Origin of the sequence: Candidatus Tisiphia endosymbiont of Micropterix aruncella, assembly GCF_965178575.1 — a bacterium.
Lineage (GTDB): Bacteria > Pseudomonadota > Alphaproteobacteria > Rickettsiales > Rickettsiaceae > Tisiphia.
Map to the genome: position 1 here is coordinate 180,687 of NZ_OZ238268.1, position 25,532 is coordinate 206,218.

Genomic DNA, 25,532 nt, shown 5'->3' on the forward strand with positions numbered 1-25,532 from the left:
AAATTATGAAGTGCTAGGAGTCGAAGGGTCGAGGAGAGGAGCGTACATTTAGTACGTGGCTACCTACGATCCCTGAAGACGACAACGCAATTCTTGATTTTCATCGAGTATATGATGATGCTTGACAGCCAGTAACAACAAATGGATATCTGTGTTAATAATATCAAAAAGAAACGTAAAGTGAAAATATTTTATAATATAGATAACTTTAATAGCTAATAATTATTGATTTACAACATCTATATCTATATTTTTACTTGATAGTCAAGCTATCATTAGCTGAATTAAATATAAACTAACTCACTTAAAGGAAAAATTTATGCACAAAGGTGAATTCATTGATTATATAGCAAACCAACAAAATTGTACTAAAGTTGAAGCTGAAAAGATTATAAATACATTTACTAATGCAGTCACTTCTATTCTTGCTGAAGGTAAAGACGTAATACTGATTGGCTTTGGTAAGTTTTACTCTAGTAAAGTAGCAGCTAGAGCTGGCAAAAATCCTAGAACTGGTCAGCCTCTTAAAATTGAAGCTTACGTTCAACCTAAGTTTTCTGCTGGTGAAAAACTAAAATCTGCCTGCAATGGACGTAAAGACTCAAAACCAAAAACTGCAAAGTAAATAACCTGAATTCGATGTAACAAGTTACATCGAACTTTCGTGTTATATATAGAAACAGTTTGAAGCGGTTCTACACCTGATAACAAAGCCAGTTCGATATAAGAATTAATAATTCTTATATCGAACTGAGGTTAAATAAAAACAATAAGGCTTAATGCTATAGCTAACCCTAGAAGGTTTTAGCTATATATTAATCTCTTAGCCAAAAACGATGTCATATATGGACGAAGTCCATGCAATCATCCCTGCATATTCGGATGTCACCCCTGCGTAGGCAGGGGTCTAAAAAAATAGCATAGAAGGTATGTTATACATTTTTAGACCCCTGCTTTCGCAGGGGTGACATCAGCTTTAATAGAGATGATACTGAACCTAGTATTAACTTGTTATATCGATACTTGAGATTAAGTAAGAGTATACTCTTCTGCTTTGAAGAATTGGTTTCGCAAATACTTGCGGGGATTTCGTGTACTCACGTACTTCATGTATGCCTAGTCCGCTCACCCCTTGTTTATTGTCCCCATTCTCCAAATCATTTGAGTATACTCTTTTTGAGGTAACCATGATCAAAATGAAACATCGCTTTAATTTGTTGCTCATACTTATTAGATTTTATCAATTCTTTATTTCCCCTCTACTTGGTGATAATTGCCGTTTTAATCCATCATGTTCAGAATATGCTAGGTCAGCAATAATAATGCATGGTAATATTAAAGGATTATGGTTATTTATTAAGAGAATAATTAGATGTAATCCTTTCTGTCAAGGAGGATATGATCCTGTGCCTAATACTACCCAACCTGAAAATTAATTAAAAGAGTCTACTCGAATGCTTTGAAGAATTGTTTTTTGAAAATATCAGGAATTCGCGTACTCATGTACTAAATGTACATTCCGCTTACTCACCCCTCATTTTCAAATACAATTCGTAGGATCATTCGAGTATATAGAGCTACTCATAAAAACAAAATCTTCACATCTTCACGAAGCCTAATTTCTCAAATCATTTCTGCTCAGTCTTGATCAAATGTAGTAATTTTTCTTTTGCCTCTGCTTTGGCACGTAGGCTTGCATAAGTGTCTTGCTTACGGTCATCTGTAATATGGTTCACAAATACAATAGCCCTATTATCTCTTTGAATCCAACCAACAAACCACCCTTGCTGGAGGTCTAACTTCTTCGTTCTATTTTTATTAAGCTGAGAACCGTTGCCTGTTTTCCCATAAAGTTTCCAGCCGTTTGGTAGTTCTTCCACAAAGAGTATATTTTTTGTCATTTCATGAGATTTAAGACTTATTGGTAATTTGTTATCAATAAGATTCTGTAAGAACACGCTTTGCTCTTCAGGTGAGATTTCCAACGAACTGGATAGCCATGAATTCGTTAATCCATTGTTTTTACCTTTATCGCCTAAAACATTTTGATTCCCATAGTTAAATTTTACAACATAGTCTTTGAATTTACTCATTCCAAGATTTTGCGTTAAAACTTGAGAATACCAAACACAACTATTTTGCATCCATGTTGTTGGATTGTGGGGCTGTTTCCACCTATCAAGCCAATCTACATAACCTTCTTTAAATGGTAACTCAGGATGAGTCTCATCAACTAGCAATCCTTCTTCATATCCCATCAGACTAATAGCAATTTTGAATGTTGAGCAAGGTGCATAGCGTGATGCACAATCACCTTCTTGTTTGATAATTTTATCATTTTCTTTAGCCAAAAAGCATTTGGTATCTGCCAGTGAAGATGTGTTAAACAATAACCCAATACTTAAATATAAAATAAGTTTTTTCATTATACCTTCTAAAAATTTAAATTTGTTTCTTCTTTTATTAAGCCAATAAGCCTTATCGGAGCTTCTGTTGCCCCTCTTACCTTAATTGGCAGAGCTAAGATACAGCTTCCTGTTATAGGTAGACTTGCCGAATTAGCAACATTTTCAACAATATATTTGCCATTGCCCAAAAACAATTTATGAACGGGAAATCCATCTGCTGGTCTGTCTGGTGATAAAGTGTCAATACCAAGTCCGCACACACCTCGTTTTGTCAGTACCTCCGCTGCTTCAACTGATATAGAAGGAAAAACGTGATTATTGCTATACTTTTCCGGATCACCCCAAAACTTTTCCCATCCTGTTTTGATCATCACAAAATTTCCCTCATTGATAACTCCATATTGTCCTTCAAAACGCTCAATGTCCGTTAGGCTTAGGCTATAACGCTCATGACAAGAGCTTGATACATCAATAACAACACAAGGAGCAATCAGCTGCGATAATAGTATTTGGTCAATGGTAGTACTACCTGGAATACAATGTGCTGGTGCATCCATATGTGTACCAATCCCGGCATGCATTTTGAACTGCTGCACGCGAAATTCTTCATTCTGTGGGCAGTCAGAATAATCCAATTTAACCTCAATATTAAACCCACAACCTCCACTCCATGAAGGAGTTTGCTCATCAAGAATGTGTGTGAGATCAATAATTTTGTATGGAAAAATCATGGTTATCCTTCCTTCAAACTTATCAAAAAATGCAAATTAGGGATAAGAATTTGTCAATTCTTATCCCTAATTGGGGTAAAAAGAATCAGTTCGCAATATTCCTATTATAAAGAAAGTAATATAAACAACTATACATAAAACTATATATAAAGTGTAATTAAATACGTAACCTGTCTGCGATCTACCCACCAAAAAACCAAAGTAATTTACCGTTTTGGCAAAGCTATTTGGACCAAATCTATCTATCACTCTTTGATCCATCAAATTGCATAACTTACTTAAGTTAGTTACTAATCTTACTATCACAAAGTCATAAACCTCATCAAAATAATATTTATGTACCAACAGCTTTTCTATAAATCCTATTTTTATTTTTTCTTTGATGCTTCTATAAAAATAAATCCCCAAAACAATACCTATTAGTCCCAAAAGCATTGGTAATAATTTTATATAAAGAGGAGGATGAATTGCTAGTATTTGGTAAATATGAATATTAAATATACTATCAAGGAAATAACCATTTGGTTTGTCAAAAGACAATATATAATAACCTATCATCCCTGCAAAAAAACTCCCTGCTACTAAAAGACTAAGTGGCCCATTCATGATATTGGGTGATTCATGGATATGATTGATGTCAATAGTTAATCTAGTTTTTCCATGAAATACTAATAAGATAATTTTCATAGAATAAATGGCAGTCAGAACTGCAGCAAGAATTCCAAGAATAAACACGATAGTACCGATACCACCGCTACTATATGCTAGCTCTAAAATAGCATCTTTTGAATAAAATCCTGCTAAAGGATAAATACCTATGAGAGCCAGTGATCCAATTAAAAAATTACAATAAGTAATAGGCATCTTATCTTTCAAACCACCAATCTTAAAAATATTTTGCTCGTGACAAGCGTGAATTACACTACCAGCTGATAAAAATAATAAAGCTTTAAAAAATGCATGGGTGACTAAATGAAAAATACCAGCATTATAAGCTGATACACCACAAGCAAGAAACATATAACCAAGTTGGCTACAAGTAGAATAGGCAATAATTTTTTTTATATCATCTTGAACTATGGCAATACTTGCGGCAAATATACATGTAATAGCACCAATAATGGCAATAAAGTGCAATACCCCTATACTATATTCAAATAAATAAGAACATCTAGCTACTAAAAAGACCCCAGCTGTTACCATAGTTGCAGCGTGAATAAGTGCTGAAACTGGAGTTGGACCTTCCATAGCATCTGGTAGCCATATATGCAAGCCAATTTGAGCCGATTTGCCCATGCAGCCCAAGAATAATAGCAAACATACCACGTCAATTACTGTTGCTTTAAAACCCAATATACTCAATTGTATCTTAGATAATGACTCCGCTTTATCAAATACACTAGCAAAATCAACTACACCAAAATAAACAATAATGGTAATAATCCCAAGTATAAAAGCAAAATCTCCTACCCTATTGACTATAAAGGCTTTAATTGCTGCTTTATTCGCCGCTTCTTTCTGATACCAAAAACCAATTAACAAATATGAACAGAGACCAACACCTTCCCAACCAAAAAATAATTGTAAAAAATTATCTGCTGATACCAAAGCTAGCATGAAGAAAGTGAATAATGATAAAAATGCTAGAAATTTAGGTAATCCATCATCATTTGCCATATAGCCAAGAGAATAAATATGTACAACAGCTGAAATCCAAGTAACCACTATAAACATAATAGCAGTTAGCTGATCGACGTAAATCGCCCAACTTACTTTCATGTTACCAACTTCTAGCCATTTTGCTAAAATTATATGAATAATGGCTTTGTTTATGCCCACATTGTAAAATATAAACATAGATAATAATGCCGATAAACTTATAGCAATAGTAGAAATAAAAGCTGCTTGTTTTTTGCTAAAACACTGACAAAACAGACCATTGATGATACCAGAGATTAAAGGTAACATTACTGTAAGTGTTGCTGCCGAAGCCATCATATCAATTAGCCCTTCATCTGATTTATATCACCCACTTCTATTGAGCCTTTATTTCTAAAATACACTAGTAATATTGCAAGCCCTATTGTGGTCTCGGCAGCTGCTATTGTTAAAATTATTATACTAAAAATTTGCCCAGATATCTCATGTGCATAAGTAGAGAATGCCACAAAATTGATGTTTACAGCCAGCAGCATCAATTCAATCGACATAAGAATTGTTATGACATTTTTACGATGCATAAACAAACCAACCATCCCTATACTAAAAATGAGAGCCGACAAAGTTAAATAATGTTCCAAAGTAATAGTACTAATCATATTTGAGTCCTTCTATTCCCTCATTTAAATGTGGTTTGACCATTAATATGGAATTATCTTTATTTTTAGCATGCTGCTTAGCAATATCCTGTCTTTTAACTCCGCTGCGATGCCGAATAGTTAAGGTAATACAAGATATCATTGCCACAAACAGAATAATACCCGAAACTTGAAAAGGTAAAATATAATCGGTATATAGTACTTTCCCAATAGCATGAGTATTAGTGACATCTGATTTTATTTCAAATTGGCTATTATCTAAAATTATATTTTTAGTACCTAACCAAATTATCAGGACAAGATCAGCAAACATAATAAGTGCAACAGCAATACTTATAAATAAGTTTCTTTTAAATTGCACAATAACATCGGTAAAACGGATATTCAACATCATTATAACAAACAAAAATAATACTGCTACTGCCCCAACATATATAACAATCAATATCATTGCTAAAAATTCTGCTCCTAGCAAAATCATTAGCCCCGAACCGTTACAGAAAGTAAAGATCAACCATAAGACAGAATAAACAGGGTTTTTACTCATGACTACCAAACAACTACTTATAACCATTAACCCCGCAAATAAATAAAAAAATATCTCCATAATTATCTATATTTATAATCATCATGTAACTTAATTGCTAATTCTTGTTCCCACATATCACCATTTTTCAGCAATTTTTCTTTGTCATAAAGCAATTCTTCATGGGTAATAGTAGCAAATTCAAAATTAGGACCTTCCACTATAGCATCAACTGGACAAGCCTCCTGACATAAACCACAATAAATGCATTTAGTCATATCAATATCGTACCTAGTGGTACGCCTACTACCATCTTCTCTTTCTTCTGCTTCAATAATAATAGCTTGAGCCGGACAAATTGCTTCACAAAGCTTACAAGCAATACAACGTTCCTCACCATTGGCGTAACGCCTTAATGCATGTTCACCTTTAAATCTTGGGCTTATCCTTCCCTTCTCATAGGGATAATTTATAGTTACTTTAGGTTTGAAGAAATACTTCAAAGTTAGACTAAGCCCTGAGATTATTTCAAATAAAAAAAAAGACTTCAGGTAACTAATTATTCTCATTTTATTATACACCAAAAATTTGTAGCACTAAGCATGTTTACAATTTATTTTTTCTTCCTAGAGAAGGTTTTAGGTATACTAATACTTATAAAGTTCTATCTTTTAATAAATCAGCTATTGCCTGATAAGATTTCAGAGCTTTTTCTGGATCACTGGCAATCATTTCTGCTCCAAGTTTCTCATTATTATTCATATTCCATAAACGACAATTATCAGGGCTAATTTCATCAGCCAACATTACCATAAATTCCTCACCATTAAACACTCTGCCAAATTCTAGTTTGCATTCAACAAGCCTTATACCAATACCTGTAAATAATCCACTTAAAAAATCGTATGTTCTTATGGCTTTATGTTTTACTTCATCAATTTCTTGTTTACTTAACCAACCAAAATTTAGTATTTGGTGTTCATTAATTATAGGATGCTTTAACTCACTACTTCTAACTCTAAAATCGATAATTGGATGATCAAATACGTATCCTTCTTCCATAGAGAATTCTTTTACAAACCTACCGCAAGCTACTGTAGAAACCAATATTTGAACGGGGAAAATATCTACAGATTGTATTAATTGCTCACGCATATTAATTTTTTCAATTAGGTGGTTATCTATTCCTACCATATCAAGTTTGCTCATTATGAAGGACGAAATATTATTATTCAGCACCCCTTTACCCGAAATATCAAAAATCTCTCCGTTCTCTAAAGTAATTTTGTCAGTAAAGGCCATAATAAAAGCAAAATCTTCTTGTGACTGATAAAGAGCTTTACTTGATCCTTGATATAACTTTTGTTTCATTTGAAAAATAATATACTTCTCCTACTTCAAGAGTTGTGAAAACAACTCTTGAAGAGGAAATTATTTAATAATGAGTGCAAAAGGTTCTATAGTAGTGGCTTTCACCTTTTGCACAAATTTAATATTTATTATATCAGAAGAATAGATTAAATAAATATTTAATGCTAATCCAGCTAGCAGCGATTGCTATAAAAGCTATAATAAGTCCAACTATAGAGGTAATAAATCCAAGAACTATAGTTAATCCATCTCGGTTTAAAAGACCTAATGCCATTATTGTAATGCCCAGTGCAGGTATGGCGTTAGTTAGAGGTAAAGGTATTGATATGGCAATAGAGCAAATCAGCGATATTAAACCAATAAATTGTTCACAATATATAGAGGCTGCGAAACTAAATCTTGGTCGTATATATTTTTCCACAAATTTAATTTTTGGTACAATTTTGTCACTTATATTAATAAGTATACCATTGCTAATTTGATAGTTATTAATTTTGGATGGTAAAGAAACTTGTCTAAAGCCAAGCAACATCTGCATAGATAGAATCATCAAAGGAATCCCTACTATAGTAGTAAAACCTGGAGGATAAGGCAGTGGAATTGCAACTGGTATTGCAAAAAAAAGTATCATTAATAGAAGACCATTTTCATGAAAATCAACTAATAACTCACTAATTCTAGTCTTTTCTTTTTTTTCTTTTTGTCCTAATTTATAAAAAACACTAGATACTTTAGTTCTATCTAGTTGTTTATCTTTTGATGCAATGTTAAACATTTTGACTTAATTTTCTTGTAAATTATACTATATTTTAGATTATTAGAAAATAATTAATAATTCTCTTACCTTCGTTAGGTTATCTCAAAATTACGATTTTATAGTAATTAAGAAATCCACTACGGAATGTAGCACAATTGTAATGGATTTAGCAAAGAATATTTACTTTATTATCATTAGTTAACCTCAGTTCGATATAAGAATTATTAATTCTTATATCGAACTGGCTTTAATTTAAATGCTTTGTTAAAGTTAGCTGAAGATTTTATACAGCAAAAATAATGACTCTATAGATAATTTATGTAAAAAACTAACTATTTCACCTTACATATACTCAGGGTAATTTAAAAGTCGGGCTGCAAGGCTAATAGATAAAGGAAAAAGTGCTTAATATGTACTCGATGTCATTCTTAGCAACGGCGGGAATCTAAAAAAAATAAGCCTGAAAGACTATTAAGTAATATAGATCCCGCACCGAAGCAGGGATGACATCGGTAGCGGTTAAACTTGAATCTATAACAACTAACGATTGTGACTTTTAAATTACCCTGCATATACTGCAGCAAATTAAGTTGACCATTTTACAAAAAGAGTAAGACCTATGAATAATAATTTACTTGAATTAGTATCAATTACACAAAGTTTTACAAAAGATGATCATAGTACGCAAAAGATACTAGATAATGTTACTCTAAAACTAAAACCTAATGAGATAGTTGCGATACTGGGAAAATCTGGATCTGGAAAATCAACATTACTAAGAATTATCGCAGGTTTTGCAAAACCAGTTAAAGGTAAAGTAATACTAAATAAAAAACCTGCTTTTCGTGATCGTTGCGATATTAGTATGATTTTCCAAACATTTGCACTTTTTCCATGGTTAACTGTTTTTGAGAATGTTGAGCTAGGTTTAAAAAGTTTCAATATTTCTGAATATGAACGTCGCAAGCGTGCATTAGAGGCTATAGATATGATAGGACTTGATGGTTTTGAGTCAGCATACCCAAAAGAATTATCAGGTGGTATGAAGCAACGAGTAGGTTTTGCTAGAGCATTAGTTCTCAGACCAGAAATTTTACTTATGGATGAAGCTTTTTCCGCTCTTGATGTTCTAACGGCTAATACCTTAAAGAATGATTTTCTTGATCTGTGGAGTAGTGGAAAAACTCAAATGAAGTCAGTGGTACTGGTGACTCATTCGATTGAAGAAGCAGTAACTATGGCTGACAAAGTGTTAATACTTTCATCTAATCCTGGGCGTATTGTATCAGAATTAGCAATTACCCTCCCTCGTTCACGTGATGTTCAAAATATGGAATTTCGTACTGTGGTAGATAAAATTTATGCTCTCATGGTATCAGCCTATGAAAAACCACCTTTGCCTGTTAGTAATAAACAGAAAGCTATTGTTGGCAACATCGATCAAAAAATTCATTTGTCGGTAACTGAACTGATCGGTAGCATTGAGGCACTTTCTGCATTGCCATATAAAGGTTCTGCAAATTTATCAGAATTATCTAAGATTTTTCACATTAACAATATGGAGGAAATTTTACATATTGTTGGAGCTTTACAAATATTAAATTTTGCTAATGTTACTTCTGAGAGTATAAAATTAAATAAACATGGCAAGCTTTTTTTCACAAGTAGTTTAGAAGATAGAAAAAAAATGCTTGCTCAGCATTTACTTGACAATATTCCTCTTGCATCCTACATCTGTGAAATTTTACATCAACGTTTAGATCATAAAGCACCTCTTTCGCGTTTTAAGACACAGCTTGAGGATACATTATCTAGTGAAGATGCCACTATAACTTTAAAGTCTATAATAGGTTTAGGAAGATATGCAGAAATCTTCTCCTATGATGATAATAAAAAGGTTTTTAGCTTAGATAATCCAACAGCTTGAAAGTCGAATTGTATATATCACGTTAATTCGGGATAAGGATTAGTAAAAATAGCAGACATATATACACTACGAAGAGCAATTAATGTATGAATTCACAGAAATGCAATTTATACATATCCAAAATCTTGTATTAGTTATAGCTAAAGCATTTTTACTAATCCTTATCCCGAATTGACGTATATCGTATTATTTAGTAACTATTAATCTTTTTAATACTTTATACTTTGAAGTTACCGACGTCCCACAAATCTAGAGATGTGGGTAATAGGAAGCTACTTTCGCAGGGGTTGTTTTTACTACTAGACTTGTTGCATAATTCGCTTATGCTGAGGAATTTAAAGAAGCCACGGAACGCAGAACCGCAGCAGACGATGATGTGTGTGAGAAGCAGAGTACCGGGAACACGAATAAATTACCAACAGAAGTAGATTTTCGAAAGAGATCTATTTTTTAGCTCACTATTGTATCAACCTGATCAACACATGTTTTTTCTTACCTGCAGAGATCTTAATAAGCTGGTTATCCTGCATAAAGGTCAAGTCAATAACCATGTTTTCGTCTTGGATTAATTGATTATTGATTTTTGCTCCAGCCCCTTTAATCAACCGACGCCCTTCAGATTTTGATTTAGCAAGACCTGCTTCATAAAGTAATTCATATGCTGGAATACCTAGAGCTAACCTCCCCTGCTCTAGATAAATAGTTGGTAAATTTGTGTCAATTTCTCCTTGTTCAAAAACCTTGGTAGCTGTTTCTAAAGCCGTCATAGCAGCCTCTTCACCATGACAAAGTTTGGTTAAATTAAAGGCTAATTGCTTTTTGGCACTATTAATATCAGAGGTACTAAGTAAGATAAACTCCTGCATGGCATCTTCCCCTAACTCACTATATAATTTTGCGAACTTGACCACATCTTGATCTTCACAATTCCGCCAATATTGATAATAATCGTACGGGCTTAACATATCCTCATTTAGCCACACAGCTCCACCAATAGACTTGCCCATTTTGTTGCCAGAAGCAGTTGTTAGTAAGGGCGTAGTCATACCAAAGACTTCATTACCTGTTAGTTTCCTTGTAAAATCGACGCCCATTACTATATTACCCCACTGGTCACTACCACCTATTTGTAAAGAACAACCATATAGTTTATTTAAATGATAAAAATCGTAGGCTTGTAGCAACATATAATTAAATTCTAAGAAACTCATATGTTGCTCTCTCTCTAAACGTAATTTTACAGAGTCCATAGATAACATACGATTCACAGAAAAAAAACTACCAAAATTGCGAAGAAAATCTAAGTAATTTAACGATTCTAGCCAATTTGAATTATCAACTAATATTGCATCATTTTCCCCAGTACCAAATTTAATAAATTTTGATAATGATTTTTTTATACCTTCAGCATTTTTGGCAATTTCTTCTTTTGTTAAAGATTTCCTTGCCTCATCTTTACCGGTAGGATCACCAATTTTACTAGTTGCCCCTCCTAGGAGTACTATTGGCTTATGACCATATTGTTGCAATAAACGCAGTATCATAATTTGCATCAGACTACCTACATGTAAAGATTGTGCTGTACAATCAAAACCAATATAAGCAGAGATTTTGCTGTTTTTCATTAGCTCTGTTAGTTTTTCTAAATCAGTACATTGATATAGAAAACCTTTACTATCAAAATTTTTAATAAACATTTTTAAAACTAATTTTTTTAATGAGAGTTCTTGTAGAATTCGCTTATGCTGAGGAATTTAAAGGAGTCACAGAACTTCGACCCGCAGCGTACTCAAATGTATGTGAGGAGCAGAGTACCGGGAACACGAATAAATTACCAGCAGAAGTAGAATTATGCAAGAACTCTCTTCATAATTGCTGAATTAAAGGTTATAATACTTGACAAAAATAATACTTCAACTAATTTTAGTAGTCACCAAGTATGCAAGTTTAACTCGATAATCAAGTTTTTATTGAGTTATATAATTCATGGCAGTTTAAAAGTCATGAAAAGAAGTCGAGAAGATGTCATTCCCGCACAGGTAGCGGAATCTAAAAATACAAAAACACCTTAGACGTAAAGGTTTTTGAGATCCCAGCCGCAGCTCGGATGACATAAACTACCATGAATTGTATGCCTTAGAAAAAACTTGATTATCGAGTTTAAGTAACCTAAGTTCAACACAACAAAGGTAGTGTCATTTTACAATCCCTGCTTTCGTAGGGATCTAAAAATAGGAGTTTAATTTATGTCCTCTTTGCAATATAAACGAGTCCTGTTAAAAGTTTCTGGCGAAGCCTTAATGGGCAACAAACAATTTGGTCATGAATACTCTATAATCCTAGGAATTGCTGAAGATATAAAGGAAGCAATTGATCTTGGGATAGAAGTATGTGTGGTCGTCGGCGGTGGCAATATTTATCGTGGCACTGATGTCTTATTTGGCATGGAAAGAGCTGCTGGTGATTATATTGGCATGCTTGGCACGGTAATAAACGCACTTACTCTACAAAATATTATGGAAAGTTTGGGTGTTCATACTAGAGTCCTTTCCGCAATCCCTATGATGAGCGTTTGTGAGCCTTATATACGTCGTAAAGCAAAAAAACATATAGAAAAAGGTAGAGTAGTAATTTTTGCCGGCGGTACTGGTAATCCATTTTGTACTACTGATAGTGCAGCTGTTTTAAGAGCAATTGAAATGAGCTGTGATTTATTACTAAAAGGCACTAAGGTTAATGGTGTATATGATGCAGATCCGACAAAGAATCTTAATGCAGTGAAATATTCTACTATAAGCTATACTAATCTTTTAAAAGACAATTTACAAGTTATGGATATTGCTGCTATTGCTGTGGCTAGAGAAAACAACTTGCCAATTAAGGTATTTTCCATTAAAGAGAAAGGTAATTTTGCAAAAGTACTGCAAGGAAAAGGTGAATATACAAAAATTCAAGAAGGTGAGTAAAGTATGGATAAAGCAACTATACGTAAAGAATTACAATCAAAAATGGATAGTTCGATAAGGGTATTAGATCACGAACTTAAGGGACTCAGGACTAGTCGAGCTTCAGTTAACTTACTTGACCCTGTATTGGTTGAAGCATATGGAGATAAAGTACCATTGTCGCAAGTAGCAAGTCTCTCAACTCCAGATGCACGGACTATTACTGTACAGGTGTGGGATAAATCTATAGTAAAATTTGTAGAAAAAGCTATTGTGGATACAAATTTGGGTCTAAACCCATCATCAGATGGACAGCTAATAAGAATCACAATACCACTACTTACTGAAGAACGCCGCAAAGAGCTTGTTAAGTTTGCTCACAAATATGGAGAGAATACTAAAATTGCCTTGCGTAATATAAGAAGGGATGGTAATGAAGATTTAAAAAAGTTAGAAAAAAACAGTATCATAACTGAAGATGAACAACATAACCTATCAGAAGAAATCCAAAAATTAACTGATGAGTATAGTAATAAAGTGGACTTGCATGTTAAACAAAAAGAACAAGAAATATTGACTATTTGAAGTCTAAAAAGAAGTGTCATTCCTCAAAGAGATGCCACCTAAATGACTTAGGTATATTTTTTCATAAAATAGCCATAAATTATTAGTGCAAACATATTTCATGCTATAATTACTATAAATATTTAAGGTATATAATGATTACAAATGAAGAAGTGCAAAAAATAGCAAAACTTGCTAGGTTTAATTTTACCCAAGAAGAGATAAGCAGTTTTGCCTATCAATTAACTGAGATGATGAATATGATCGACATTTTAAACGATGTAGACTGTAGTAACGTTGAACCACTTACCTCTGTTTGCGATATGCACCAAAGAATGCGAAAAGACCAAGTATTGTATGGTGACATTTCTGATGAATTATTTGCTAATCTGCCTAATGATAAAGCAGAACTTGCCAAAGAAGTAAAATGTTTTGTTGTCCCAAAAGTAGTAGAGTAAAATATGTCGGAAATTATAAAATTAACCATCACACAAGCCCTTAAAGCCTTAAAAAATAGAGAATTTTCGTGTGTTGAGCTGACTAAAGCACATATTAAGGAAATGGATAAACATAAAGAGTTAAATGCTTATATTACTGAAACTACAGATATTGCTTTAGAGCAAGCTAAAATTGCTGATCAAAATTATCATAATGGAATAGCAAGACCATTAGAAGGAATTCCTATTGCTGTAAAAGATCTTTTTTGTACAAAAGGAGTACGAACTACTGCCGCCTCAAAAATACTCAGCAACTTTGTACCAACATATGAATCTACTGTAAGTAAAAATGTTCGAGATCACGGCACAATAATGCTTGGTAAGGCTAATATGGATGAGTTTGCTATGGGATCGGCTAATATTACTAGCTATTTTGGTAACGTTATTAGCCCTTGGAAAGCGGTAGATGCACCTACAACTCCGGTAGTCCCTGGTGGATCTTCTGGAGGCTCGTCAGCTGCTGTCAGTAGCTTTTTAGCTATGGCAGCTCTTGGAAGTGATACAGGAGGTTCTGTTCGCCAACCTGCCAGTTATACTGGGATTGTCGGATTCAAACCAACATATGGTCGTTGTTCTAGATATGGTATGATTGCTTTTGCCAGTTCGCTTGACCAAGCTGGAGTACTTACAAGAACTGTTGAAGATACTGCTTTAATGCTACAAGCCATAATTGGTTTTGATGAAAAGGATTCTACTTCTATACACTCTGAGATACTAGAGCTAAGATCAGCATGTAATAGTAGTGCAAAAAACATGAAAATAGGTGTACCATTTGATATTATGAAACAAGATGGTATACAACCGGATATTATTAAGATGTGGCAGCATACTATTGATATTCTAAAAAATGATGGGGCAGAAATTATTGATATTTCATTACCCTATTCTAAATATGCTCTAGCTGCATATTACGTTATAGCACCTGCTGAAACCTCATCTAATTTATCTAGATATGATGGTATAAGATATGGAATCAGGGTAGGAAATGAGGGAATATCCATTGAGGAAATGTATGAAAAAACAAGGACTGCTGGCTTTGGTGCTGAAGTTAAAAGACGTATTATGATTGGTACTTATTTGCTTTCATCTGTTTTTATGGATGCTTATTACTTAAAAGCCCAAAAAATAAGACGCTTGATTTCAGATGATTTCAAGAAAGCTTTTGCACAAGTTGAAGCAATAATTTTGCCATCTGCACCATCCGAAGCTTTTAACTTAGGTGAGAAACAAGATAATCCTGTGACAATGTATTTAAACGATTTATTTACTATTCCAGCTAGTCTTGCCGGTCTTCCTTGTTGCTCTATACCTGCTGCATTATCTTCTAGGGGTTTACCTCTTGGCATGCAAGTAATAGGAAAAGCCCTTGATGAATATAATACTTTAAAGGTAGCAGCAGCAATTGAGCGTGGTTCAAGAGATATTAGTTTTGTATATTCTAATAAACGGTAAAGTTATCGGTGTTAATTTGATTATTAGAGCTTAAAATGTCCGGGTTACCAATCTTATCAATAAGTATTTTTTTGCCTTTAGTAAGTGCATTATATATTCTGCTATTTATCAACCAAAGTAGGTCAGTAAATAAGCAAGCTAAAAATAAGCAAGTTTATGCGATGTATGTCGCAGTTTTAAGCTCTATCCTAACCCTAATATCTACTATTTATTTATTAGTTCAATTTGATAATACATCAAAACTTTATCAGTTTGTAGAATGCTATAGTTGGATTCAATATATAGGTCTTGAATTCCACATTGGAGTTGACGGAATCTCAATATTTTTTGTTGTTCTGACAAGCTTTTTAACCCTTATCTGTATTATAGCTAGCTTATTTACCGTCAAAAAATATATCAAAGAATTCTTATTTTGTTTTTTATTAATTGAGTCTTTTTGCATTGGGGCTTTTTGCTCAATGAATTTACTATTATTTTACTTATTTTTTGAAGTAATATTGATCCCTATGTATATAATTATAGGAATTTGGGGAGGCGAAAATAAAGTTTATGCTGCCGTAAAATTCTTCCTCTATACTTTTTTGGGGTCGGTATTTTTCTTATTGTCACTTATATATATTTATAGCCAAGTTCATAGTTTTAATATGCTTGATCTAAACGAATTAGTACCTTCATTAACATTACCAGTGCAGAGAGTTTTATGGTGGGCAATCTTTATAGCCTTCGCAGTGAAAGTTCCTATGCTACCGTTCCATACGTGGCTTCCTGATGCACACGTACAAGCTCCAACTGCTGGATCTGTCATTTTGGCTGGTATATTGTTAAAACTTGGGGCATATGGGTTTTTACGTGTATCATTACCAATGTTTCCAAATATATCAAAAGAATTTGCATTTTATGTATTAGTGCTGAGTATTTTTGCTGTAATATATGGTTCACTAGTAGCACTGACTCAAAGAGACATGAAAAAGATGATAGCTTATTCATCGATAGCTCATATGGGCTATGTGACTGGAGGGATTTTTAGCTTAACAGAAGCTGGGATTAAGGGAGCCGTATATCAAATGATTAGTCATGGCACTGTGGCATCTGCTTTGTTTTTGATAATTGGTACTTTGTATGATAGATTGCATACTAAGGAGATAGACAAATATGGTGGAGTGGCAAATAAAATGCCAATACTCGCCACCTTTTTCATGATTGCCATGCTTGGCTCTATAGGTTTACCAGGCACTAGCGGTTTTATAGGAGAATTTTTAAGTTTGGTAGGTATTTATCAAGCTAATGCAGTAGCAGCTATTATAAGTAGTGTTGGCATTATTCTTGGAGCTGTTTATATGCTAAAACTTTATAAGGAAGTAATGCTAGGACAAATTACTAATAATCAGGTTGTAAGTTTTAAAGATCTATATCTCTATGAGACACTAGCAATTATGCCGCTTTGTGTAGCAATAATTTATTTAGGTTTGTTGCCAAATACAATTATGAACATACTGGATTTATCAACTCATAAAATCTTATCACAAATACCTTATGTTGTAAAATAATTACTTAAATTAACTTAATTATTATTATTCTAATGATTTAACGATTTTTTTAGATATTTATAAATTAATTTTATATTATTACTTGTAAGACTCAAACAACTATGCTAGGCTCGATTAAAAATCTTCTTAACTATAGAATTAATAGGTTATACAAATGTTAAAAGACAATTTAGATTCAGAAATTATTGCTAACGAATTAAATGTTGAAACAGAAAAGATTGAAGAAACAGAAGAAGAAAGAGAAAACCGCTTGGATCGTGAAGAATCAGCTAGAAAATTAAAGGCAATTATATTTGTCGTTATCCCACTTTTGGTCGGGTTTCTAACGTTTACTTATTTTTTTCTTAACTCAATAGAGGAGAAAAGTAAGCTTTTGAAACAAGAACAGTCAAATCGACAGACTGATCAAAATACCCAAACAAAAACCAAGTAAAACATAATTTCACATGCTCTGTTGAATATAGGGGTATTATATCCTAGTTCAACATTCCTGCAGGGGCTGTCCTTGCAAGCAAGGTTTTGTTACGTGTATACTCGAATGATCCTACGAATTGGATTTGAAAATGAGGGGCGAGTGAGCGAAGCGTACATTTAGTCACACTACTGGACAAAAATGAAAAATGGTTAAAACAACTATATTAGTTTAACCTCAGTTCGATATAAGAATTAATAATTCTTATATCGAACTGGCTTTGTTATAAGGAAAAATGCACTCTTGAAGCGGTTTTGCGAATGCATTTTAAACCTTTCTAAAGCTAACAATCAGATGCAGAGCCGTCTCAAATCTGATTGTTTCTATAACTTCGCGTGTATTGGATATGAATTTATGAAACGTACATTTCAACCTAGCAATTTAGTAAGAAAAAGAAGACATGGATTTAGGGCAAGAATGGCGACTGTCGGCGGTAGAGAAATTTTAAGGAAACGCCGAGCAAAAGGCAGAAAAAAATTATCAGCGTAGTAAGTGCTTATTTCATCTCTAAAAAATCAGAAAGAATTTGACCTAGTTAATAAGTTAGGGAAAAAGTTCCATAGTCCTTATTTTATCACAATAATAGCAAAGAATTCTACTAAACTCTTTGCAAAACTAAATGTAAAAGGTAATATTGACGACAAAACTACCCAAGTACAGCTATGTAAGAAACCTAGTGAAATTCTATTACTTTTTGGCATAAAAGCCGGGAGAAAATTAGGAAACGCTGTTATTCGTAATAAAATCAAAAGACGTATCAGGCATTTAGTTAGGCTTCTAAGCAAAGAGCCACAATTCAAATCCAATAGTTGGGCAATGATATTTGTCCCTAGAAAGGGTTTTGAGCAAATTGAGTTGCAACCTTATCAAGTGAGCTATATAGGATAGTTTCAAAGATCTAATGCTGTGAAGTTATTCTAATCATTCACTCTCCATATATTTCTATGCATTTTTTATCAATATAATATTCGCTTATTAGCAATCCTATAATATGCATTATAAAAGTAGGAATGAGAAACTTAACTTGCAACCAAATAGCAACATATATTTTTATTATCTCGTTATCCTTTTCTGGATAAACGAAGTATCTTGTACTCCAAATTGTAGCAGCTATGCATATTAGCATACAGAAAATAGTACAGATCAATGGCCAAGATGGTTGGTAATGTATCCACTTACGATAATAAAGTTGCATGTGACGTTTTACTAGTAAGCCTACAGAGTTAAAAATAAACATTGTGGCTAGAAATATTGCTATTAATATATACGTAATATTAGTTTCTTGGATATTTTGGATATCTATTATGTTAAATTTGATCATTAAAGAGTGAACAATAAGAGCTATGACCAAGGTAAAGGAATAAATCACAATAAAACTAGTTACAGAAGCTTCTAGAAATTTATAAATATCAACGATAAAGGAGTAACGCCTAGCAAAAATAATAATTACAGATGTCATACCGGATATAATCATAAATCGTACTTGTTCAGACAACGTATAATCTTTTGCAATGGATGCTAATTCAGCTCGATCATATATACAAGAAGTAGTTATTATAAATATTAGTAGGCAGAAAAATAATAATGAGTAAAAATATTGGTATATGAACTTAAATACAGGTTTAACTTTGAGCCATAAAGGTTCTATCTTTGGAAGCAAATTATAGACCAAACCAGTTTTAAAAGATGCTGCACTATGCATATCTATTACTGGCTGAACTTGCTGCTCTAATTGCTGAATTCGTTTTTCTAATTCTTTGAACTTTATATTTTCTTTACTAGCCATATTATTAAACCTGAGCTGCTGCAAGCTTAAATTTCTCTAGCACTAACCCATTGATAGGAGCTGCGATCACTAAATACTTGTCGTAAGAATTGGTTATTCAGAGCATGACTAGTTTTATAACCCGTGATGTTAGCTATTAGATGACCTCCTGTAGTATATAAATCTCCGAACAGGTCAAGAAGTTTGTGACGCACGAATTCATTAGGATATCTTAGTCCATCGTGGTTCATTATAATATCTTGATCTATACCTATAGCGTTATCGAGAGATGCCCCACGTGCTAAGCCCTTACTTTTTAAATATTCAAGTTCATGGACAAATCCAAAAGTTCTAGCATCAGCAATATTACTTTTAAAAGACTCATTTTCTGAGAAGACTAAATTTTGCTTGCCAATAGCTTTACTAGCAAAATCTATTGTTATGTCAACCGTCATGCTATTGGAGGGGCTGCATACTAGCTCACAATCTTTGTGAATTGCCCTAATTTCTTTTAAGATTTTTAGGTATTTCTTTGGAGCATTTTGTAATTGTCTACCAGCACATTCTATCATAAAGACGAATGGTTTACTGCTACCATCCATTATCGGGACTTCAGGACCATCGATTTCAATTATTAAATTATCGATTCCACATCCCCAAAGAGCTGCCATTAAATGTTCTATAGTTGAAACATAAATATTATGTTCATTTTTTATGGTAGTAGATAAAGAAGTTTCTGAAACATTTAAACAACTAGCTTGAATAAAATTTATCTCTTGCCTTACATCAGTTCTGACAAAAACAATACCGGTATTTTCTACAGCTGGTCTTAAAGTCATCTGAGTAATGTTACCGGAATGAACGCCCACACCATAACAACTTACTGGGTTTAGTATTGATACTTGCATTGGTTAATTTTACTAACATTTTAGAAATTCAACTTATTCTAATGCCTTAAACAATTACATGCAAGTTACATTATGTTACAAAATATTTCATCAATATATACTCTTCTGCTTTAAAAAATTGGTGCTTGTTGAGATTTTTGCTATTTTAGTTCAATGTAACAAGTTATCAGTATCATTCCTGTTATGGGGTTACCCTGATTCCCCTTCGATGTCACCCCTGCGAAAGCAGGGGTCTAAAAATAGCTAAGAAGACTATTTAAACTTTTCTTAGATCCCAGCTTTCGCTGGGATGACATAATGGCAACATGTGCGAATCCATGATATTTTCAAAAAACAATTCTTCAAAGCAGAAGAGTATACCTTACTCTGTTGAATCTGGAAGTCTGTTCTTCAGTATAAAAGGTAGTTGTAGTAAAAAGAAAATGATCGTTACAGGTATTGCTCCAAATATTTTAAATATAACCCATGTAGATTCTGCAAAATTACGCCATATTATTTCATTTAACACTGCCATGAACAGTAAAAAAGCAGCAGATCTATAGCTTAAAATATTCCAGTTCTTATCTTCAAGTTGGACAAAATGATTAAACATATATTTCAAAAAGGCCTTATTTCTTACAGCACTGATAAAAAATGTACTAGCAAAAATTACATATAGAATAGTTGGTTTGATTTTGATATACATAGAGTTACCACTAATCAAAACTATACTAGCTGAGACTAACAACACTCCAGAAGATATTAAGGAGGATTTGGAAACTTTGCCTTCTATAAGATAACACAGACTAACACAAATAATTGAAGTAATAAGTATATATAACGTCGCACTTTGTATACTACCACCATAAAAATAGCCAATAAAAAAAGCTATAAGCGGAGCAACTTCTGATAAAAAATTAATCATAAATAGTTTTATTTCTCTGTTACTACTTTTGTGTGTCTGATTTTTATTTGTATTAAGATATTAATTAAACCTAGAGTACAAATGTAAAAAACAACTTGTAATCCGTTAGGTCTAGCAATATATCCAGTAATCATTTTTAGGAATTTACCATAGATACTTCTGTCAGAAATGAGCCAAGAGCTATCCCAAAGCTGGTCGGATAAAATAGTAATAATCCCTGAAGAACTCAATATACCAGCAGCTTCTGCTGCAAAGCCACTAGCAACAAGCATTAATAAAATGGAAGATATGCGAAATATATATTGTTGGTTTACTATTTTTATTAAACCTAAATAGATAATGACACCCAAGGTTAGACCACTGACCATACCAATAATTAATCCTAGTAGATAGCTATTACTGTCAATAATTTCGACTGAAGAAATACTATAAACTAATATAATAATTTCCATTCCTTCTCGAAGAATAGTTGCCGCAACAATCAGTACTAGCATTATATAACTACTATCGCCGCTACTAATTTTTACAGATAAATCATTAAGATTTTGTTTTATCTTAATACCATAACCTTGCATCCATACTATAGTCCAACCAATTAATCCAACTGTTAACAAAATAATTCCAGAGTTAAATATCTCATCACCTAGACCACTAAATGCTACGGTTATACTACGAGTAAAGAAAGCGAATAACCCAGCAGAAACTGTACCAAGCATGACTCCAGCAATTATATAAATTCTAGATTTTTCTAATTGTTTTGTCACAGCAAGTATTACACCAAGCAACAAAGCTATTTCTAGGCATTCCCTGAATACCACTAATGCTATTTTAAACATCTAAACCTAAATAAATTTAATTAACAATGAGAGACCCTTGTGCTGTCTCTTGATGAAAGTCTCCAAAAAAATCATATTTACCCGGGGCTAAAGGGGCAAGGATGATATTTATAGAGTCATTTGGCATAATAATCTTTTCGCGGTGCAGATCATGACTCTCAAACTCTTCTACTGTACTATCTTGGTTGTGGATAGTAAAACGAATCTTCTTACCACTTTCTACTCTAATAACATTTGGCTCAAATCTATGATTTTTTATAACCGTTACAATTTCTACTATATTATCTACATCATTCTTAGATGTGCTTTTATGATTAATTGCAAAAATTATTACACCTATCAATAGAATAATACCTCCAAAAAATTGAAGGATAGTTTTTTTTTCCATAGTTCTAACTTGAAAGCTTTATTAAAGTTACAAAATACACCAATACAATCATAGCTACAAGCACATATAACAGAGTGTAGTTTTTTTGTTTTTTATGGTTCTTCATTTTTTTGGGTAAATTCATAAGCACCCTCCCTATATTATACAATATATTAGATTTCCACTAAGTCATCAAGGATCAAATATTTTAACAATACGTTGTTTCTCCTCTAGCCAACTCTGATAGTTTGTACAGTAGGTAATTATAAATGATCACCAATAAAAAGACAATTATAATCACTGGAGCTTCTAGCAGGGTAATTAGCTATTGACAAAATGATAAAATCTTGTATACAGAGTATCTGTATAATGGGTAAAGTTTAATTGGCGACCAAGTAAATAATAGTGTCTATAAGTTCAAATCTTCTACAATTTTTTATGCTAGACAATGTTGCTAAGATTTTTTTAAGTTTTAGTCATGATATAGTCATTATCCCACTACTTATACTAGGCTATATTTGGTTAGAGCAAAAAGTGTTTTTTAATGCAATATGTTTAATATTAGTAAGTATATTATTTAATTTTGCTCTAAAAATTACATTTCAAGTACCACTATCCGCTCATATTGGTAAACAAGGTTTTGCTTTTCCAAGTGGTCATATGCAGTCTTCAGTTGTTTTGTATGGTTGGCTGATGACAAAAACACAAAGCCGTATATGTAAAATTCTGATAACTGGCTTGCTATTTGGCATAGGAATGAGTTTAGTCTATTTTGGCTATCATAATTATTTTGATATTCTAGGAGCCATATTTTTTGGTTCTTTATTAATAGCCTTTTATACATTTCTTGCAAGTACAAAACAGCAAATATTGCCACCAGTTTTATTGACTTTTACTACATTTTTGATGTTGTACATTGCATCTATACATAAGGTAGAAGAACATCTATATATGGCATATTACGCTCTTATTGGAGTAATATTTTCTGAGAACATTTTTACAAAAAAAATAATAATTATAAATCTACGAAGCAAAATATCAGCAACAATACTGTGTTTTTTCATGCTCTTTATAGTCAAAATGCTTTTTACAGTTGGTTATATCTCCTCTTTACCATTAGCTATCAGGCAAATACAATGGGCTATAATCGGATTTTGTATCCCAGCATCAGTTTTTATTGCAAACTATATCAATCATTATAAGAGTTCATTTTCATGATAGATCCTAGTTGGATTGTAGAAATAAGAACAGATTTTCTAACAACCATATTTAAGTTATTTCCATTTTTTGCTAGTGATTACTTTTACATTACCCTTACTGCTTTAGGATATTGGTTAAATCCATCGGCATTATTATTTAGATCATTAGGATTTTTAATACCTTTTTGTACTTTACTTAATTGCTTGTTAAAGAATTTATTTAAAATATCGCGCCCTGACATATCTTTACATTTAATATCTGTGTATGATCCTTTTGGCTTTCCTAGTGGTGATGTTCAAGTGGCAACCACTTTTTGGCTAGCAATCTTTTTAAGTCTTAAAAATAGCCCTTTCAAGTATTTATGCTTACTGCCAATAATTGGTATTGGTCTTTCAAGAGTATATCTTGGTGTTCATAGTATATATGATGTAATTGGTGGTTTGATATTTGGGTTTTGTGTTTTCCATATATGGAAAACATATTTAGAAAGAGCATTGCTTGTAGAAGTGTTTCAACATAGTTGCAAAAAATTTTGGTTTTTACTTGCTATAATAATTTCACTATACACCATAGTGTCTCAATCTTTACCATGGCCACCTATGATACCGATGGCAATAGGAGCTCTCATTGGCTTTGGGTTATCCTTACGATGGATAGGAAATCAGGCAGTTGGTCGTCTACAGCACAAAATTACTATTCCAACAGCTCTAATATCCCTAGCCATTTTAATTGGCATAGCAAAATTCATACCTACTGTAAAAATAAACATTTTTATTTTCTATTGTAGTATTATATTAAAATATAGTGTTCTTGTTTTTGGAATTTTTGTATTAATTCCTAGTACTATCTCTAAGATCACTAGATCTAATAAAATTGATATATTATAAAATACCCCCATTCGGGATAAGAATTTGTCAATTCTTATCCCGAATTCGCGTAAAATGCAATAAATTATCCGTTATTTAGATATTAAGGCAGCATATGGCAAGACCAAATTTCATCAATTCAGACAATATTATAAAAGAAATTATTAGAGTGAATCATGCTGGAGAATATGGGGCTAAACGAATTTATCAAGGGCAATTAAATTATTGCAAAAACCACGAAGCTTCCTCTACAATAAAACATATGATGCAGCAAGAAGAAGTACATTTGAGCTACTTTACTAATTTGTTATTACAACGTAATGTTAGACCAACTATTTTGATACCATTTTGGCATATTATTGGCTATATACTTGGTAGTGGATCGATATTGATAGGAACAAAAACTGCCATGCTATTAACGCAAAGTGTAGAAGAAGTGATTGAACAACATTATCAAAAACAAATAGATTATCTCGAATTGTATAATTTAGAGAAAGAATTAGTAGATAGCATAAAACAATTTCAGGCTGAGGAAATTGAACATAAAGATATAGCTCTAGTGTACTCAAATGATTTGGAGAATTGGAACGTAAAACAAGGGGTGAGCGAACGGAGCGTACATGAAGTACGTGAGTACGCGAATACCCCGCAGTTTTGCGAAACCAATTCTTCAAAGCAGAAGAGTCTACAAGGTAGCAGTAAGGTAGTATTGGCTTCCTTAATCAATAAAGTTATTAAATTAATGTGTAATATGGCTATTAATGTGAGTAAAAAAGTTTAACTCGATAATCAAGTTTTTATTAAGTTATATAATTCATGGCAGTTTGAAAATCATGAAAATAAGCCGAGAAGATGTCATCCCTGCGAAGGCAGTGTAGGGTTTATGTCATTCCTGCGAAGGCAGGAATCTAAGAAAAATAGACCAAGAAGGTGTGTTAGACTTTTTTAGACCCCTGCTTTCGCAGGGGTGACATCGTAAGGAAGGGATGACATACACTACCATGAATTGTAGCCCTCAGAAAAAAACTTGATTATTGAGTTTAAGTTAACCTCAGTTCGATATAAGAATTAATAATTCTTATATCGAACTGGCTTTGTTATAAGGAAAAATGCACTCTTGAAGCGGTTCTGCGAGTGCATTTTAACTTTTTTCATCATTCAATATGTGATT

General features: G+C 32.8%; 29 protein-coding genes. 15 read left to right on the top strand and 14 right to left on the bottom strand.

Going from position 1 to position 25,532, the window contains the following annotated elements:
- The first annotated feature begins 319 nt into the window (after positions 1-319).
- Positions 320-625 carry an HU family DNA-binding protein gene (locus ACN1AG_RS00845; protein WP_341752074.1) on the top strand — a complete coding sequence of 102 codons (306 nt, stop codon included), beginning with the start codon at positions 320-322 and terminating at the stop codon, positions 623-625.
- 571 nt (positions 626-1,196) lie between these two features.
- Positions 1,197-1,436, top strand: coding sequence for a membrane protein insertion efficiency factor YidD (gene yidD, locus ACN1AG_RS00850; protein WP_341748468.1), 240 nt, complete (start codon positions 1,197-1,199; stop codon positions 1,434-1,436).
- A gap of 192 nt (positions 1,437-1,628) precedes the next feature.
- Here yidD and blaOXA read toward each other — a convergent pair whose 3' ends face one another.
- The 8 genes from blaOXA to ACN1AG_RS00890 form a co-directional block, all read right to left on the bottom strand.
- On the bottom strand, positions 1,629-2,426 hold the full coding sequence (gene blaOXA / locus ACN1AG_RS00855) for a class D beta-lactamase (RefSeq protein WP_417905132.1): 798 nt from the start codon (positions 2,424-2,426) through the stop codon (positions 1,629-1,631).
- 8 nt (positions 2,427-2,434) lie between these two features.
- Entirely contained in the window at positions 2,435-3,139 is a 705-nt protein-coding gene (locus tag ACN1AG_RS00860) for a cyclase family protein (RefSeq protein ID WP_417905133.1), read from the bottom strand.
- 66 nt (positions 3,140-3,205) lie between these two features.
- Positions 3,206-5,137, bottom strand: a complete 1,932-nt coding sequence (nuoL, locus tag ACN1AG_RS00865; RefSeq protein ID WP_417905134.1) for an NADH-quinone oxidoreductase subunit L — start codon at positions 5,135-5,137, stop codon at positions 3,206-3,208.
- A gap of 5 nt (positions 5,138-5,142) precedes the next feature.
- Positions 5,143-5,457 carry an NADH-quinone oxidoreductase subunit NuoK gene (gene nuoK, locus ACN1AG_RS00870; RefSeq protein ID WP_341757565.1) on the bottom strand — a complete coding sequence of 105 codons (315 nt, stop codon included), beginning with the start codon at positions 5,455-5,457 and terminating at the stop codon, positions 5,143-5,145.
- On the bottom strand, positions 5,450-6,064 hold the full coding sequence (locus tag ACN1AG_RS00875) for an NADH-quinone oxidoreductase subunit J (protein WP_341753657.1): 615 nt from the start codon (positions 6,062-6,064) through the stop codon (positions 5,450-5,452). The genes nuoK and ACN1AG_RS00875 overlap by 8 nt, the downstream gene beginning before the upstream one ends.
- 2 nt (positions 6,065-6,066) lie before the next feature.
- Positions 6,067-6,546 (bottom strand): NADH-quinone oxidoreductase subunit NuoI, encoded by a 480-nt coding sequence (gene nuoI / locus ACN1AG_RS00880; protein ID WP_341754835.1) that lies wholly within the window; start codon positions 6,544-6,546, stop codon positions 6,067-6,069.
- Positions 6,547-6,637: 91 nt separating this feature from the next.
- On the bottom strand, positions 6,638-7,354 hold the full coding sequence (locus tag ACN1AG_RS00885) for a phosphoribosylaminoimidazolesuccinocarboxamide synthase (RefSeq protein WP_341757563.1): 717 nt from the start codon (positions 7,352-7,354) through the stop codon (positions 6,638-6,640).
- Positions 7,355-7,487: 133 nt separating this feature from the next.
- Complete coding sequence (locus tag ACN1AG_RS00890; protein WP_341757562.1) at positions 7,488-8,129, bottom strand: exopolysaccharide biosynthesis protein; 642 nt, start codon at positions 8,127-8,129, stop codon at positions 7,488-7,490.
- A gap of 601 nt (positions 8,130-8,730) precedes the next feature.
- Here ACN1AG_RS00890 and ACN1AG_RS00895 point away from each other — a divergent pair.
- A complete protein-coding gene (locus ACN1AG_RS00895; protein ID WP_417905135.1) occupies positions 8,731-10,038 on the top strand; it encodes a nitrate/sulfonate/bicarbonate ABC transporter ATP-binding protein in 1,308 nt (435 codons plus the stop codon).
- 458 nt (positions 10,039-10,496) lie between these two features.
- On the opposite strand, the gene tyrS is transcribed toward ACN1AG_RS00895, so the two are convergent.
- The gene (gene tyrS / locus ACN1AG_RS00900) at positions 10,497-11,735 is read right to left on the bottom strand and encodes a tyrosine--tRNA ligase (RefSeq protein WP_417905136.1); all 1,239 of its coding nucleotides are present in this window, start codon (positions 11,733-11,735) and stop codon (positions 10,497-10,499) included.
- A gap of 20 nt (positions 11,736-11,755) precedes the next feature.
- On the opposite strand from tyrS, the gene ACN1AG_RS00905 reads away from it, so the two are divergent.
- From ACN1AG_RS00905 to rnpA, 9 genes are all read left to right on the top strand, one after another.
- Positions 11,756-11,917 (top strand): palindromic element RPE1 domain-containing protein, encoded by a 162-nt coding sequence (locus ACN1AG_RS00905; protein WP_417905137.1) that lies wholly within the window; start codon positions 11,756-11,758, stop codon positions 11,915-11,917.
- A 367-nt stretch (positions 11,918-12,284) separates the two neighbouring features.
- Complete coding sequence (gene pyrH, locus ACN1AG_RS00910; protein ID WP_341758657.1) at positions 12,285-13,004, top strand: UMP kinase; 720 nt, start codon at positions 12,285-12,287, stop codon at positions 13,002-13,004.
- A gap of 3 nt (positions 13,005-13,007) precedes the next feature.
- Complete coding sequence (gene frr, locus ACN1AG_RS00915) at positions 13,008-13,568, top strand: ribosome recycling factor (RefSeq protein WP_367364621.1); 561 nt, start codon at positions 13,008-13,010, stop codon at positions 13,566-13,568.
- Positions 13,569-13,702: 134 nt separating this feature from the next.
- Positions 13,703-14,005, top strand: coding sequence for an Asp-tRNA(Asn)/Glu-tRNA(Gln) amidotransferase subunit GatC (gene gatC, locus ACN1AG_RS00920; RefSeq protein WP_341758655.1), 303 nt, complete (start codon positions 13,703-13,705; stop codon positions 14,003-14,005).
- Positions 14,006-14,008: 3 nt separating this feature from the next.
- Positions 14,009-15,496 carry an Asp-tRNA(Asn)/Glu-tRNA(Gln) amidotransferase subunit GatA gene (gatA, locus tag ACN1AG_RS00925; protein WP_417905138.1) on the top strand — a complete coding sequence of 496 codons (1,488 nt, stop codon included), beginning with the start codon at positions 14,009-14,011 and terminating at the stop codon, positions 15,494-15,496.
- 35 nt (positions 15,497-15,531) lie between these two features.
- Positions 15,532-17,043: an NADH-quinone oxidoreductase subunit M gene (locus ACN1AG_RS00930; protein ID WP_417905139.1), complete on the top strand. Its 1,512-nt coding sequence runs from the start codon at positions 15,532-15,534 to the stop codon at positions 17,041-17,043.
- 154 nt (positions 17,044-17,197) lie between these two features.
- Positions 17,198-17,476: a hypothetical protein gene (locus ACN1AG_RS00935; protein WP_417905140.1), complete on the top strand. Its 279-nt coding sequence runs from the start codon at positions 17,198-17,200 to the stop codon at positions 17,474-17,476.
- A 393-nt stretch (positions 17,477-17,869) separates the two neighbouring features.
- On the top strand, positions 17,870-18,004 hold the full coding sequence (gene rpmH / locus ACN1AG_RS00940) for a 50S ribosomal protein L34 (protein WP_341748129.1): 135 nt from the start codon (positions 17,870-17,872) through the stop codon (positions 18,002-18,004).
- A gap of 3 nt (positions 18,005-18,007) precedes the next feature.
- Positions 18,008-18,403: a ribonuclease P protein component gene (rnpA, locus tag ACN1AG_RS00945; protein WP_417905141.1), complete on the top strand. Its 396-nt coding sequence runs from the start codon at positions 18,008-18,010 to the stop codon at positions 18,401-18,403.
- Positions 18,404-18,440: 37 nt separating this feature from the next.
- Here rnpA and ACN1AG_RS00950 read toward each other — a convergent pair whose 3' ends face one another.
- The 5 genes from ACN1AG_RS00950 to ACN1AG_RS00970 all read right to left on the bottom strand — a co-directional run bounded on the left by ACN1AG_RS00950 (position 18,441) and on the right by ACN1AG_RS00970 (position 22,316).
- A complete protein-coding gene (locus ACN1AG_RS00950) occupies positions 18,441-19,301 on the bottom strand; it encodes a hypothetical protein (protein ID WP_417905142.1) in 861 nt (286 codons plus the stop codon).
- 26 nt (positions 19,302-19,327) lie between these two features.
- The gene (gene lpxC / locus ACN1AG_RS00955) at positions 19,328-20,188 is read right to left on the bottom strand and encodes a UDP-3-O-acyl-N-acetylglucosamine deacetylase (protein WP_417905143.1); all 861 of its coding nucleotides are present in this window, start codon (positions 20,186-20,188) and stop codon (positions 19,328-19,330) included.
- Positions 20,189-20,549: 361 nt separating this feature from the next.
- Positions 20,550-21,092: a septation protein A gene (locus tag ACN1AG_RS00960; RefSeq protein WP_341753674.1), complete on the bottom strand. Its 543-nt coding sequence runs from the start codon at positions 21,090-21,092 to the stop codon at positions 20,550-20,552.
- An 8-nt stretch (positions 21,093-21,100) separates the two neighbouring features.
- Positions 21,101-21,928: an FTR1 family iron permease gene (locus ACN1AG_RS00965; RefSeq protein WP_417905144.1), complete on the bottom strand. Its 828-nt coding sequence runs from the start codon at positions 21,926-21,928 to the stop codon at positions 21,101-21,103.
- A 16-nt stretch (positions 21,929-21,944) separates the two neighbouring features.
- Positions 21,945-22,316 carry a cupredoxin domain-containing protein gene (locus ACN1AG_RS00970; protein ID WP_417905145.1) on the bottom strand — a complete coding sequence of 124 codons (372 nt, stop codon included), beginning with the start codon at positions 22,314-22,316 and terminating at the stop codon, positions 21,945-21,947.
- Between the two features lie 417 nt (positions 22,317-22,733).
- On the opposite strand from ACN1AG_RS00970, the gene ACN1AG_RS00975 reads away from it, so the two are divergent.
- The 3 genes from ACN1AG_RS00975 (at position 22,734) to ACN1AG_RS00985 (ending at position 25,142) form a co-directional block, all read left to right on the top strand.
- On the top strand, positions 22,734-23,513 hold the full coding sequence (locus ACN1AG_RS00975) for a phosphatase PAP2 family protein (protein WP_417905146.1): 780 nt from the start codon (positions 22,734-22,736) through the stop codon (positions 23,511-23,513).
- On the top strand, positions 23,510-24,382 hold the full coding sequence (locus tag ACN1AG_RS00980; protein ID WP_417905147.1) for a phosphatase PAP2 family protein: 873 nt from the start codon (positions 23,510-23,512) through the stop codon (positions 24,380-24,382). Before ACN1AG_RS00975 ends, ACN1AG_RS00980 begins: the two co-directional genes overlap by 4 nt.
- A 94-nt stretch (positions 24,383-24,476) precedes the next feature.
- Complete coding sequence (locus ACN1AG_RS00985) at positions 24,477-25,142, top strand: demethoxyubiquinone hydroxylase family protein (protein ID WP_417905148.1); 666 nt, start codon at positions 24,477-24,479, stop codon at positions 25,140-25,142.
- Positions 25,143-25,532 lie beyond the last annotated feature (390 nt).

Bases quoted from the DNA above. Each gene is read 5' to 3' on its own strand.
- yidD (WP_341748468.1), top strand. From the start codon at position 1,197: ATGAAACATCGCTTTAATTTGTTGCTCATACTTATTAGATTTTATCAA.
- tyrS (WP_417905136.1), bottom strand. From the start codon at position 11,735: ATGTTTATTAAAAATTTTGATAGTAAAGGTTTTCTATATCAATGTACT.
- ACN1AG_RS00905 (WP_417905137.1), top strand. From the start codon at position 11,756: ATGAGAGTTCTTGTAGAATTCGCTTATGCTGAGGAATTTAAAGGAGTC.
- ACN1AG_RS00875 (WP_341753657.1), bottom strand. From the start codon at position 6,064: ATGGAGATATTTTTTTATTTATTTGCGGGGTTAATGGTTATAAGTAGT.
- nuoL (WP_417905134.1), bottom strand. From the start codon at position 5,137: ATGATGGCTTCGGCAGCAACACTTACAGTAATGTTACCTTTAATCTCT.
- ACN1AG_RS00935 (WP_417905140.1), top strand. From the start codon at position 17,198: ATGTTAAAAGACAATTTAGATTCAGAAATTATTGCTAACGAATTAAAT.
- lpxC (WP_417905143.1), bottom strand. From the start codon at position 20,188: ATGCAAGTATCAATACTAAACCCAGTAAGTTGTTATGGTGTGGGCGTT.
- pyrH (WP_341758657.1), top strand. From the start codon at position 12,285: ATGTCCTCTTTGCAATATAAACGAGTCCTGTTAAAAGTTTCTGGCGAA.
- blaOXA (WP_417905132.1), bottom strand. From the start codon at position 2,426: ATGAAAAAACTTATTTTATATTTAAGTATTGGGTTATTGTTTAACACA.
- ACN1AG_RS00970 (WP_417905145.1), bottom strand. From the start codon at position 22,316: ATGGAAAAAAAAACTATCCTTCAATTTTTTGGAGGTATTATTCTATTG.
- nuoK (WP_341757565.1), bottom strand. From the start codon at position 5,457: ATGATTAGTACTATTACTTTGGAACATTATTTAACTTTGTCGGCTCTC.
- ACN1AG_RS00930 (WP_417905139.1), top strand. From the start codon at position 15,532: ATGTCCGGGTTACCAATCTTATCAATAAGTATTTTTTTGCCTTTAGTA.
- ACN1AG_RS00950 (WP_417905142.1), bottom strand. From the start codon at position 19,301: ATGGCTAGTAAAGAAAATATAAAGTTCAAAGAATTAGAAAAACGAATT.
- ACN1AG_RS00890 (WP_341757562.1), bottom strand. From the start codon at position 8,129: ATGTTTAACATTGCATCAAAAGATAAACAACTAGATAGAACTAAAGTA.
- ACN1AG_RS00975 (WP_417905146.1), top strand. From the start codon at position 22,734: ATGCTAGACAATGTTGCTAAGATTTTTTTAAGTTTTAGTCATGATATA.
- ACN1AG_RS00965 (WP_417905144.1), bottom strand. From the start codon at position 21,928: ATGTTTAAAATAGCATTAGTGGTATTCAGGGAATGCCTAGAAATAGCT.
- ACN1AG_RS00895 (WP_417905135.1), top strand. From the start codon at position 8,731: ATGAATAATAATTTACTTGAATTAGTATCAATTACACAAAGTTTTACA.
- ACN1AG_RS00860 (WP_417905133.1), bottom strand. From the start codon at position 3,139: ATGATTTTTCCATACAAAATTATTGATCTCACACACATTCTTGATGAG.
- ACN1AG_RS00885 (WP_341757563.1), bottom strand. From the start codon at position 7,354: ATGAAACAAAAGTTATATCAAGGATCAAGTAAAGCTCTTTATCAGTCA.
- ACN1AG_RS00985 (WP_417905148.1), top strand. From the start codon at position 24,477: ATGGCAAGACCAAATTTCATCAATTCAGACAATATTATAAAAGAAATT.
- gatA (WP_417905138.1), top strand. From the start codon at position 14,009: ATGTCGGAAATTATAAAATTAACCATCACACAAGCCCTTAAAGCCTTA.
- rpmH (WP_341748129.1), top strand. From the start codon at position 17,870: ATGAAACGTACATTTCAACCTAGCAATTTAGTAAGAAAAAGAAGACAT.
- gatC (WP_341758655.1), top strand. From the start codon at position 13,703: ATGATTACAAATGAAGAAGTGCAAAAAATAGCAAAACTTGCTAGGTTT.
- ACN1AG_RS00960 (WP_341753674.1), bottom strand. From the start codon at position 21,092: ATGATTAATTTTTTATCAGAAGTTGCTCCGCTTATAGCTTTTTTTATT.
- frr (WP_367364621.1), top strand. From the start codon at position 13,008: ATGGATAAAGCAACTATACGTAAAGAATTACAATCAAAAATGGATAGT.
- ACN1AG_RS00845 (WP_341752074.1), top strand. From the start codon at position 320: ATGCACAAAGGTGAATTCATTGATTATATAGCAAACCAACAAAATTGT.
- ACN1AG_RS00980 (WP_417905147.1), top strand. From the start codon at position 23,510: ATGATAGATCCTAGTTGGATTGTAGAAATAAGAACAGATTTTCTAACA.